The sequence below is a fragment of the Winogradskyella vincentii genome, assembly GCF_020166345.1.
In the GTDB taxonomy this organism is placed as follows: Bacteria; Bacteroidota; Bacteroidia; order Flavobacteriales; family Flavobacteriaceae; genus Winogradskyella; species Winogradskyella vincentii.
This window is the reverse complement of the sequence record NZ_JAIUJS010000001.1, coordinates 560813-572518: the sequence shown is the minus strand read 5'-3', so window position 1 is coordinate 572518 and position 11706 is coordinate 560813. Positions and strand designations below refer to the sequence as shown.

Below are 11706 nucleotides of genomic sequence, written 5' to 3'. Positions count from 1 at the left end.
ATCGTTAAAAAATAGCATTTTATCGGTAAAATTCTTTTTTTTAATGTTTATTATTATATATTTGAAGTCCTTCATAAGCCCTCAAATCACTTATCAAGGAAAAATTAATTCATTTTACTTTTAACAATACAAACATCCCTCGTTTTATTTAGTACAATTTAGGCTCTGCCTATAATAGTTAATTATCCATACCCTTCCCTCATTGCTACGATAATCGTTGCAATTACTAGTATTGACTATTTAATAAACCCTAAATTGATATTTATGAAAACCCTAAAAATTACTTTGACTTTAGTAGCTATTGCTTTGCTAACTGTTTCAGGTGTACAATCTGAAGACGTGGTGGCTGAAAATAGCGATAAGAATCAACCGGCAAAGATTGATTTACTAGCAAGCGGAAAGAAGAAAGTAGAAATTCCTACTCAAGGATAATTACTTTTAAATTATAAAAAATGGCCTATAGCTCAACGAGCTATAGGCTTTTGGTGCTATAATAGATTGCTGACAATTTTAATCTTCATTACCTAAAAAATTATAACTTTGAGAGTAAATTAAATGGTTACTTTTGAGGTTTATATTTATCCTTTTATTTTCAATACTAGCGATTCCAAATTATTCGCAGGCACAGGAAAATAAGACTCTTCTAGATTCTATATTTATATTAAGAGATTTATCTGAGGATAAAACCTTATCTAAAGATCTTCGTATTAAATATGGTAAACGAGCCGTGGAATTATCTGAACGCACAAAATCAGATACTACTAAGCTAATTAGCGAAAGAAAACTTGCGTTTATTTACTTACTTACAGGAGAGTATGAACTTTACGAAACCAATTCCTTAAGAAATTTAGAAACCGCTAAAGAACTTAATGATTCTCTAGGTATTGCATATATTAATGCTGGATTGGGTTATCTAAATAATGTTGTCAAACTTGATATAACAGAATCTTATAAATATTATTTAGAGGCACTAAAATATTTTGATGCGTTAAATGATCAATATCAAAAGGCTATCATTTTAGGTAGTATTGCTTCAATACAAGATGATGAAAAAGATTATTTAGGTAGCGAACAAAATGCAATTAAGGCATTAAGAATTTTTAATACACTCGAATCAGAAAATATAGATTCTAATAAGTATACAATTCTCAATCTTTTAGGATTGGTTTCTTTAAAGCTTCAAAATTTTGATGAAGCAATAGCATTCCACAACCAGGCAATAGAATTAACCAAAAATTTAGATAATGGTAGACAGAGCGCCATTGAATCTTTAAATAATATTGCAATTACCTATCGTGAAAAAGGAGATTTTATTAAGGCTCTAGAATTATTTAGAGAAATCATTGAAAACCCTCAATTGAATGAGGATATGTCTTTCAAGGCATTAGTGTTAAGTAATTTTGCATTTACCAAATTTTTAAGTGGAAATTACAATTTTGAAAGTGTTGAGAATGAGCTAAAAGAGTCATTAAGAATTAGTTTGAAAATAGAGAATGATTATACAAAATTGGTTGCTTCGCAAGACCTTGCAAAGGTTTATGAAGCTAATAAAGTAATCGATTCCTCATTAAAATATGCCAAACAGAGTTATAAATTAGCTAAGGCAATACCAATAAACGACTATTATTTGGAGTCCATGCTTATTTTGGCACGTCTAACTGAAGGTCAAGAAAGCAATTCCTATTTAGAACAACACATTAGACTAAGTGATAGTTTATTGGGCATTGAGCGAGCAACACAAAATAAATTTGCAAGAATTGAGTATAAGACAGATGAGCTGGAAGCAGAGAACGAACAAATCTCTAAAGAGAATCTTTATCTGTTGCTATTGTCCATTGGGCTACTTTTAACAGCCATAATAGTCTATTTGGTTATATCCCAACGCGCAAAAAATAGAAAGCTAAAATTAATACAGGTTCAGTCAAAAGCAAATGAGGACATTTATAATCTTATGCGAGAACAGCAAGATAAGGTTGATGAGGCAAGAGTGTTAGAGAAAAAACGTATTTCAGAAGAATTGCATGATGGTGTTTTAGGTCGATTGTTTGGGACAAGGTTAAGTTTGGATAGCATAAACTTTAAGGATGGTAAAGAAGCAATGAATTCTAGAGCAGAATACATTACTCAACTTAAAACCATTGAAGAAGACATCAGAAAAATTTCACACGAGTTAAATACAAATTTTGTTTCTGGATCTGGTTTTATAGACATTGTTTCCGAGTTAATCTCTAATCAAACCAATGCCTATGGTTTGAAATATGAATTTGAACATGATGATGAATTAGACTGGGAATCGGTCAATAATAGAGTTAAAATAAACATATACAGGATTATACAAGAATCTATGCAAAATGTTTATAAACATGCCAATGCGAAGAAAATAAAAATTAGTATTTCACTCCAAAAAGATGTAATTTGCTTAGATATCATTGACGATGGAGATGGATTTGATACTTCAAAAAATCGCAAAGGAATAGGGTTGAAAAACATGACTTCTAGAGTTGAGAATATTGGAGGGGTAATTGATTTCTCGTCTAAAGTCGGAAATGGTACAGTTGTTAAAGTTAAGATTCCCTATTTAAACCAATCAACATGAAACATATAAACATTTTAATGGTAGATGATCATCCTATTATAATAGAAGGTTATCAAAATGTTTTAATGGCTACTAAGGAGGAAGATCAAACCCTTTTAATAGATACAGCAAATAATTGTGATACTGCCCAACTGATGATTAATAGAGCATCAAAAGGCACACCATATGATGTTTGCTTTTTTGATATTAGTTTACCTGCCTCCGAAGATGGTAAATATGCCTCAGGAGAAGATTTAGCGTTGTTAGCACAACGGGTTATGCCAGAAGCAAAAATAATTATCCTTACTATGTTTAATGAATCTTTTAGGATTCATAATATTATTAAAGAGATTAATCCTGATGGGTTTTTAATAAAAAGTGATTTAACCTCTATGGAACTTGCTGATGCCTTTCAGCAAATATTGAGATTCCCACCTTATTATAGCAGTACGGTAAGTAATTATATTAAAAAGACTATTTCTAGCGAAATATATGTAGATGATATCAATAGAAAGATATTACATCTGTTGTCACAAGGAATAAAAACTAAAAGCCTCAGTGAATATATCCCACTTTCAACAAGTGCAATAGAAAAACGCAAAAAACAGCTTAAACTTTTGTTTTCTGTTAGTGATGGTAAAGACGAAACTTTGTTGCAAGAAGCAAGAGAAAAAGGCTATTTGTAGTTTCAAAGTGTGAAAAAAGACTCTTTTCCTGGTTAAAAAAATGTGTTGTAAGTACTGTCAATCCTAAAAACTACGGTTTTTCCACATTAAGTTTGCGGATTTACCACAACAAAAAGATAATCATCTAACATATATTTACACCAGTCAACAAGAATTAATTAATCCCTCTTAAGTCATTGTTGAGTTAATAGCAAGAAAATAAACCTGATAGCGCTCGCTGTCAGGTTTTTTTATTTGTGTCTCTTTTTACCTAGAACCACGCACCCGAGTGATCAGATAGTTTGATGATAAAAAAACCAAGAAATATTACCGCTACAATAAATTTTAAAAATGAAGAAGCGATAAATCCAATAAAGGAACCAAACGCTACTTTAAGCGCCTTATCTAAATCATTCCTATGAATCATTTCACCAATAAGGGCACCAATAAATGGTCCAATGATTATCCCAAAAGGAATTGGCGAAAGTAAACCAACGATTAAACCTAGTGTTGTTCCAATCATTCCAGATCTGCTACCACCAAATCGTTTTGTACCAATTGCAGGTATAATATAATCTAGGATATAAATAAATACAGCTATAGCAAGTGTTGTTATTAAAAAGGTTTGACTCAATTCTACGCCATCGGTAAAATGTAACACCAACAATCCACCCCAGCTAGTTAGCGGACCAGGTAATATTGGCAAAAAACTACCGATAATACCAAGTAGCATAAGCATAAGTGCTATAAAGACTAAAAATAATTCCATCAATATAATTTCAATTCAATAGTATGACGCATTGGCCTAGGCAATGTTACACCATCTCGTTTTATTAGATGTAATTGTTTTATCAAAAAATTGTACTTTTCGGTATCTTAACTGAACCGATGAGATCACTAGTGTTTCTTTTTATTTTATTGTTTGCTACATCCTGTGATTACTTTGAAAAAAAGAAGGTGTATTCTGAAGATTTATTGAATGAGGAGTTACAGACTTTTAATTGGAATGAAGTAGATACATATCCAACTTTTAGTAGTTGTGATTCATTAACGTCTAAGGAAGAGAGTAAAACCTGCTTCCAAAATACTTTGCTTAGCAATGTGAATACTTTTTTAAGCAATCAAAACCTAGTGGTTACCAATGATGTTAATGATACTATTAAACTTCAGATTGTAATAGATAAAAATGGAGTACTTAATGTAGAATCCATGACTTATAAACCAGAGACTAAAATCGAAATCCCAAATATTGACAGTCTCCTAATCAATAGTTTAAAGACTATTCCTAAAATATATCCAGCAATTAAACGAGGTCAACAGGTTACAACTTCCTTTGAATTTCCAATAGTTGTGAGAATAGATTAAAACCTAATGGCTAATTTTTGCATTAGCCTTAATACTTCAACATAAAGCCAAATCAATGTTGCAAGAAGTCCCCAAGTAGCCAGCCATTCTTTATACTTTGGCGCTCTGCCTTTATACCGTTCTATATAATCAAAGTCTAAAAGTAGCGCAAAGGTCGCAACAATTGCCGCGATGACATTAAAGGCTATGGCAAACCAAGATGTCCCCCAGATATATGCCTTTATTCCAAAAAAGTTCAAAATGAATGAAATTAAATAAACAACCATAATACTTATAGTTGCTGTAATAATAACACTTCTCAGTTTTTTGGTTACAATAATTATCCGCAGTTGATAGAGAATGAGCATTACAAAAAAAGTAACAATAGTAACACCAATGGCTTGATAAGGTAATTCAGGAAAATTTCTATGTGCATATGATGAAAATCCGCCTAAAAAGAATCCCTTGGCAATAACATAAAGTGGCACTAAAAAATGAGCCCAATGCTTTCTAACTGAAATAACAATACTTATTACAATAGAGCCTAACATACCACCTAAGGTAAACCAACGCATTCTCATTCCTTCCTCACTAAGCTTCCATAAGTATGCCGTAATTGCAGCAATTATAATAATCCCAATCATGGACTTAATGAAAATACCAGCAACTGACATTGTTTTAGACGATGATCTATCATCTTCCCAAAAGTATCCGTTAAAAACAGGATTGGACGTCTTAAAATTCCGAAGACTCATTAAAGATTAAATTTATAACCAACTGAGATGTCAGTTGAAAAATTTCCTTGATTATCTAAAAAAGCAGCAAATAGCTCGCCGTAAATAATGGATATAAAGCTGTTTTCTCCTACCTTGATATCTGAGCCAATTCCAAATATTAGAGGTAAATCAAAAGCTGTTTCATTTATATCTAATTCAGAATTATTACTTCCAATAGCCGTAGCATTAGTGAAGTTGATTGTTGCAACCTTTACCTGTCCATAAATAGAAAAAGTAGATTTGTTTAAAAACCTATATCTATAACCTAGAGAAAATTCTGTGGCATTGTACTGAAATTCATCACTTTCAAATGCATGCCGTGCTTGCAAAAACCCAGAGTGTCTAGGTAAACTATTTTCTTCAAATACTTCGAGTTCAGCACCTATTAAAGGTGCTATTTTATTTTCCGGATTTCCTACAAATGGATTGTTAGTAACACCTCCTGAAAAACCAAGTCTAAATTTAACTTTACTTTCCTTTTGTACAGAAGTATAACTACTGTCTACAGAAGCATTATAATTGTCTAGAAATTTTTTCAAATCAAAAACAGTAAGTCTAAGTTTTTCAGTTGGTTGTCCGTTTGTTAATTTGCTTAAAAGCGATTTGTATTCTTCTTGGAATTTATTGTCCGTTCCTTTAGTGTTTTTTAGCTCTTGTATTTGCCCATCTTCAGTTCTTACAAAGTATCTGTATTCGCCATTAAATGTATTCCAAAGCAGATCTAATTTGCCATCTATTTCGGTTTTAAGCTCTAATTGTTGGCCCTTTATAGTAAAGGTGTTTTGACTGTAATTGTATTGAAAGGCTAAAAGAAAGAGCAGTAGAAACAGTATTTTTCTCATTTTATAATGATTTGGTTTTAGTAAAGCTACCAAAAATATTCAATATGCTATTTCTTGAATATTCTTCCTTTCCATTTGTAAGGTTTAAAAAAACTAAGTGTGGCTACATAAATATTAAAGATTGGATAAAGTAAACTTGAAAATATAAAAGCAGATAGTTGATGTTCTTGCTTAAAAAACCGAGCAGATTTAAAGAGTAACAAAAAGTCAATACTAATTTTTATTACCAATAAAGCCATAGCAATCCTAATATTAATTGCATTTAATAGAAGCATAACAAATATTATGTTGAAACTCAAATTGCCAAGAAGAACAATTAAGCCTGTTATTTTGGAATACCAATTTGAATAATTGCTTGTTTTAGAAGCCCATCTCAACCGTTGTTGAATAAGCGAATTTAGGTTGCTTTCTCCTTTTGTATGCACAATTGCTTTTTCTGATTTTAGATAATGAACTCTAGCTTTATATTGTTTATGGATTTTTTCAAGAAGAAATAAATCATCTCCACTTGCAATATTGGTATTACCCTCAAAACCGTTACAGTCTTTAAAAACAGATTTTTTATAACAAAAATTTGCACCATTGCACATAAAAGGAAACTTAATGCCAAAGCTACCTAATGTTACACCTTGAAGTGCGAGAATTTCTAAGGTTTGAAACCTATTGAGAAATGATGAGGTTGTTATTAAGTTTACGGGACCAACAATTGCAACAGTATTACTGGTTTGAATTTTTTCATCAAATGAATCTAGCCAATAGGATGGTAATATACAATCTGCATCTGTGGTAATAATCCAATCATAATTGGCATTATTTATCGCTAAGGTAATAGCATCCTTTTTTGGTGAGTTGGATTGTCTGTAATTATCAATAATACTGACATTTTTTAATGGTGATTTTTGCTTTTTTAAGAATGACTCAATAACATCAATTGAAGTATCCGTTGAATCATCATTTACCAATATGATTTCATAATGTGTTTTTGGATAATTCAAATTTGAGAATGAAAGTAGTAGAGCTTCCAAATTCTCAGCTTCATTCCTAAATGGAATAACAACTGTAAACTTAGTTCTTGCAGGTAAATCATTAAGCGGAAAACTTTCAACCTTGTCAAATCCAATAACAAAAAAACCCATTAAGAGGAGGTAAAAAATGGTGCATATTATAAGAATAGTTGAAATGGTCATTACTCTGCGTTTGGAAGTCTAAAATTTAAAACATAATAACCGCCAAAAATACTAGGTATCACAAAATTCAGTAGCCACATGGAGGTTGTTATAGTAAGAATTGTTAGTTCATTTACTTTTAAAAAACTAAACAGAAAAACAGCTACACTACCTTTTATAACAACATCAAAAATTGAGATAGAAGGAATAATTGAAGCCAAAAAATACATACTAGTTATTACCACCATGGCATCTAGGTAATCAATAGCAACACCAAAGACACTGAGGAGAAAATAAAATTGAAATGAAAATATAAGGTATCTAATCAATGAAAAGACCAAGGTCTTTGCTTTAACATTTATTGTTATACTTTTAATGAAATCTATAATATCCACATAAGAATGACCCTTTACTTTAAACCGTCTGTGTTTTACTCCAAAGAATGATAATATGGCTATTATTAATAAAATAAACACAAACCTTGTTACCCTATAATAATCTATGTCTACTTGGTAAAAGTTTACAAATATGGTTAATCCAATTACCCCAAATACCGTTGTAATAGTCATTTGGGATATGTTACCAACTAGGTTTAAGAGTACAATTTTTCCTTTAAACCTATTGGTATAGTACATTACTTTTGCACCGTAATCTCCAATTCTATTTGGTGTAACTAATGAAGCAGTTAAACCACCCAGACTTTGTTCTAGAGCATCTTTAAATGAAATTTTTTGTACCACCTGAACTAGTTTTTGCCATTTCAAAATTTCAAAAAACCAATTAAAAAGGGTTAAAATGACTAAAAAAAGCACATTTTTTAGCGAAAATGGATCATTTTTAATCAAAAATGCAATATATGTGCTAAAAAGGAGGTTTTCATTTAAAAGGAGTTTACTGTAGATAAAATAACCAGCACCTACCACAATACTTAATTTAATAAGCACAAATAAGAATTGCTTAGTTTTGTAAGGCACGTTGTAAACCATGTTACAAAGTAAACTAAAAACTTAAAGATGCACCATAACTTAAAAAAATACCTACTGCTTTTTAGTTTCATCATAGTTGTGTCAAACTCTAGTGCGCAATTAAAGGAAACGAGTAAATGGAAAGCACTTATTGCATTGGGTTTTAATAGTCCAAATGAAGGTGGATTTGTAGAAGGAGGAAAGGCCCAATCTTTAAATTTCCCTACGGTTAATTTAGGGATACAACACATGTTTAAAAATCAATACGGATTGAGGCTAGATTTCGGTTTTAACCGTTTTAAAAACGAAGATGACGTACCAGATTTTAAAGTAAACTATTCAAGAATCAATGCTCAATTTGTGTTTGATCCTTCAGACATGATAGGGTTCTTGCCACAACGCATGCGAACAATTTTACATGCCGGACCAGGTTTGTCATTTGTAAAACCACTAGGTACTCTTGGTGATAATAAGCAGACTTATTTGAATCTTTTAGGAGGTTTAGAAATTCATTATGCTATAAAGGAACGATTATCAATTTATACCGATATTAGCTATATAAATGGGTTAACATCTTTAGATGATTATAATCCTACACTAGATGGACTAGGAGCATTTAATGGAGATATTTTGAATATATCTATTGGCCTGTCCGTGTCACTAAGTGGATGCCAATATTGCGATTGAAACTATGGGTAAAGAAAAAATAATATTAGGGATTGATCCGGGAACCACAATTATGGGATTTGGTCTTATTAAGGTGGTTGGTAAATCCATGCAATTTATGCAACTCAATGAGCTTCAACTAAAAAAATATGATGACCACTACCTTAAACTAAAATTGATTTTTGAGCGTACTGTAGAATTAATTGACACCTATCATCCCGATGAGATTGCTATTGAAGCTCCTTTCTTTGGGAAAAATGTACAGAGTATGCTAAAACTAGGTAGGGCTCAAGGTGTTGCAATGGCAGCAGGTTTATCACGTGAAGTTCCGATTACTGAATATTCCCCAAAAAAAATTAAAATGGCAATCACTGGTAATGGAAATGCCAGTAAAGAACAGGTTGCTAAAATGCTACAGAGTTTGTTGCAATTAAAGGAATTGCCAAAAAACTTAGATTCAACAGATGGGTTGGCAGCTGCGGTATGTCATTTCTATAATCAAGGAAGGGTTAGTGTTGGTAAAAGCTATTCAGGGTGGTCTGCTTTTGTAAAGCAAAATGGTGATAGAATAAAATAATTTCTTTGGAATTACTTATAACACCTAGAATAATTTTCATTCTTAGAATTGGGTTTCTATATTTCGTTGCGAGAGAGTTTTATCTATCTAGATTTAAGGAGAAAAAGAACAAATATATTTGGTTTATTATTATCGTTTTTTTTGGCTATTATGGTTACTCATTTTATCTGGCTTTTAAAAGAAGACTTGTTGTAAAAAGAAGGTTCAATCCGCAATTCAATCCTAGATAAAGTATAATTTAATCAATGGCTGGTATCTATATCCATATTCCCTTTTGCAAGCAGGCATGTTATTATTGTGACTTTCATTTTTCTACATCATTAAAAAAGAAAGATGAGCTTCTTAGGGCACTTATAAAAGAACTAAAGCTGCGCAAGGATGAATTTAAGGAAACACCTGTTGAGACCATTTATTTTGGTGGTGGTACACCATCAATTCTTTCTAATGAGGAATTACAATTATTAATTGATTCGGTTTATGAGAATTATAAGGTTATTTCAAGCCCAGAAATTACATTAGAAGCCAATCCTGATGACTTAGATAAAGATCGAATAGTTGAATTATCAAAAAGCCCAATCAATAGGTTATCCATTGGAATCCAATCTTTCTTCGAAAAAGACCTTAAACTAATGAATAGAGCGCACAATGCCGATGAAGCAAGAAGCTGTATTGAAGAGGCAAAAAAGTATTTTAGTAATATCTCTATAGATTTAATTTACGGTATTCAAGGTGCAACGAACGAGCAATGGATAAAGAACATTGAAATAGCACTAAATTTTGAAATACCTCATATCTCCAGCTATGCACTCACTGTTGAGCCAAAAACTGCACTAGCATCATTTATAGAGAAAGGAATAATTGAAGATGTAGATGATGAACAGGCACACCAACAGTTTCTGATATTAAAAGATAAATTAGAAGAGGAGGGATTTGTTCATTATGAATTGTCAAATTTTGGAAAAGAAGGTTTTTTTAGTAAAAACAACTCTGCCTATTGGCAGGGAAAATCTTATTTAGGTATTGGTCCTTCAGCTCATTCATTTAATGGGATACAACGTGGTTGGAATGTAAGAAACAATACCAAATATATTAAAGCCTTAGAGCGGAATGAGCTTCCTATAGAAATTGAAACATTAACCTTAACTGATCGCTATAATGAATATATAATGACCGGTTTACGGACCATTTGGGGCGTTTCATTAAAAAAGGTCGAGGAAGATTTTGGAAAATTATTTAAAGACTATTTAATTGAGCGAGCAGATATTTTTATAAATCAACATTTGTTGTATATTGATGATGAACATATACGTGTCACCCGAAAAGGACAATTTTTGAGTGATGGAATTTCATCAGAATTATTTAAATTAAACTTAGCGTGATTGCACAAATACTATTCAACTCTAGAAAACTTAAAATTGATTTAACCCAACCATTAGATATTTCTATACCAATACAATCAAGTGATAAAAATGTAAATGCCTGGTATATTGGACCACCTAAAATAGCACCAGAAATATATGACGGTGCCACAATTAGTGTAGAAGAAGGCGCTTCGGTAAATTTTAATACGATCACTTTTAATCCTCATTCTCATGGTACTCATACGGAGACGGTTGGTCATATTACAAAAGAAAAATATTCAATAAATAAGTATTTAAAACAGTTCTTCTTTTTAGCTGAAGTAATTAGTGTTGCCCCAGAAAAAAAAGGTGAGGACTATGTTATTTCTGCAAAGCAATTGCAATTCGCAATCGGTAATAAAAAGCGTGACGCCGTAGTTGTAAGAACCTTGCCAAATACTAGGGAAAAAACATCTAAACAATATTCGCACACCAATTGGACCTATTTTGAAGAGGATGCCATTAAACTTTTGGTGCGCAAAGGAATTAAACACCTTCTTGTTGATTTACCAAGTATTGATAGGGAAGAGGATGGTGGTGAATTGAGAGGTCATAACGCGTTTTGGAACACCAAGGGGAAGTTAAGAAAAGATGCTACGATTACTGAGTTTATCTACGTTTCTAATAAGATTGAAGATGGTGTTTATATGCTTAATTTACAAATTGCACCTTTTGATAATGATGCTTCTCCGAGCAAACCTATCTTATATAAAATTTTAGAATAACAAAT

The 11706-nt window shown here is 31.7% G+C and carries 13 protein-coding genes; 8 read left to right on the top strand and 5 right to left on the bottom strand.

From position 1 onward, the window contains the following. The first annotated feature begins 264 nt into the window (after positions 1-264). The 3 genes from LBV24_RS02600 to LBV24_RS02590 all read left to right on the top strand — a co-directional run bounded on the left by LBV24_RS02600 (position 265) and on the right by LBV24_RS02590 (position 3261). Positions 265-432 carry a hypothetical protein gene (locus LBV24_RS02600; RefSeq protein WP_224477029.1) on the top strand — a complete coding sequence of 56 codons (168 nt, stop codon included), beginning with the start codon at positions 265-267 and terminating at the stop codon, positions 430-432. Positions 433-565: 133 nt separating this feature from the next. Beyond that, on the top strand, positions 566-2596 hold the full coding sequence (locus LBV24_RS02595; protein WP_224477028.1) for a tetratricopeptide repeat-containing sensor histidine kinase: 2031 nt from the start codon (positions 566-568) through the stop codon (positions 2594-2596). Then, a complete protein-coding gene (locus tag LBV24_RS02590) occupies positions 2593-3261 on the top strand; it encodes a response regulator (RefSeq protein ID WP_224477027.1) in 669 nt (222 codons plus the stop codon). The genes LBV24_RS02595 and LBV24_RS02590 overlap by 4 nt, the downstream gene beginning before the upstream one ends. 250 nt (positions 3262-3511) lie before the next feature. Here the strand turns inward: LBV24_RS02590 and LBV24_RS02585 are convergent, their stop codons facing one another. After that, a complete protein-coding gene (locus LBV24_RS02585) occupies positions 3512-4009 on the bottom strand; it encodes a DUF456 domain-containing protein (protein WP_224477026.1) in 498 nt (165 codons plus the stop codon). A 119-nt stretch (positions 4010-4128) separates the two neighbouring features. Between LBV24_RS02585 and LBV24_RS02580 the strand changes: the two genes are divergently transcribed. Continuing rightward, positions 4129-4605: a hypothetical protein gene (locus tag LBV24_RS02580; RefSeq protein ID WP_224477025.1), complete on the top strand. Its 477-nt coding sequence runs from the start codon at positions 4129-4131 to the stop codon at positions 4603-4605. On the opposite strand, the gene LBV24_RS02575 is transcribed toward LBV24_RS02580, so the two are convergent. The 4 genes from LBV24_RS02575 to LBV24_RS02560 are packed head-to-tail and all read right to left on the bottom strand — an operon-like array spanning position 4602 to position 8108. Next, positions 4602-5339: a Bax inhibitor-1/YccA family protein gene (locus LBV24_RS02575; RefSeq protein ID WP_224477024.1), complete on the bottom strand. Its 738-nt coding sequence runs from the start codon at positions 5337-5339 to the stop codon at positions 4602-4604. The genes LBV24_RS02580 and LBV24_RS02575 overlap by 4 nt on opposite strands. Next, on the bottom strand, positions 5339-6202 hold the full coding sequence (locus LBV24_RS02570) for a hypothetical protein (protein WP_224477023.1): 864 nt from the start codon (positions 6200-6202) through the stop codon (positions 5339-5341). Before LBV24_RS02570 ends, LBV24_RS02575 begins: the two co-directional genes overlap by 1 nt. 47 nt (positions 6203-6249) lie before the next feature. Further along, positions 6250-7338 (bottom strand): glycosyltransferase family 2 protein, encoded by a 1089-nt coding sequence (locus tag LBV24_RS02565; RefSeq protein WP_224477022.1) that lies wholly within the window; start codon positions 7336-7338, stop codon positions 6250-6252. 50 nt (positions 7339-7388) lie between these two features. Beyond that, complete coding sequence (locus tag LBV24_RS02560) at positions 7389-8108, bottom strand: hypothetical protein (protein ID WP_394371109.1); 720 nt, start codon at positions 8106-8108, stop codon at positions 7389-7391. A 273-nt stretch (positions 8109-8381) separates the two neighbouring features. On the opposite strand from LBV24_RS02560, the gene LBV24_RS02555 reads away from it, so the two are divergent. The 4 genes from LBV24_RS02555 to LBV24_RS02540 all read left to right on the top strand — a co-directional run bounded on the left by LBV24_RS02555 (position 8382) and on the right by LBV24_RS02540 (position 11701). Continuing rightward, positions 8382-9020, top strand: a complete 639-nt coding sequence (locus tag LBV24_RS02555) for a cell envelope biogenesis protein OmpA (protein WP_224477020.1) — start codon at positions 8382-8384, stop codon at positions 9018-9020. A gap of 4 nt (positions 9021-9024) precedes the next feature. Next, complete coding sequence (gene ruvC / locus LBV24_RS02550; protein WP_224477019.1) at positions 9025-9576, top strand: crossover junction endodeoxyribonuclease RuvC; 552 nt, start codon at positions 9025-9027, stop codon at positions 9574-9576. A gap of 245 nt (positions 9577-9821) precedes the next feature. Then, on the top strand, positions 9822-10955 hold the full coding sequence (gene hemW, locus LBV24_RS02545) for a radical SAM family heme chaperone HemW (protein ID WP_224477018.1): 1134 nt from the start codon (positions 9822-9824) through the stop codon (positions 10953-10955). Next, a complete protein-coding gene (locus LBV24_RS02540) occupies positions 10952-11701 on the top strand; it encodes a cyclase family protein (RefSeq protein WP_224477017.1) in 750 nt (249 codons plus the stop codon). The genes hemW and LBV24_RS02540 overlap by 4 nt, the downstream gene beginning before the upstream one ends. Positions 11702-11706 lie beyond the last annotated feature (5 nt).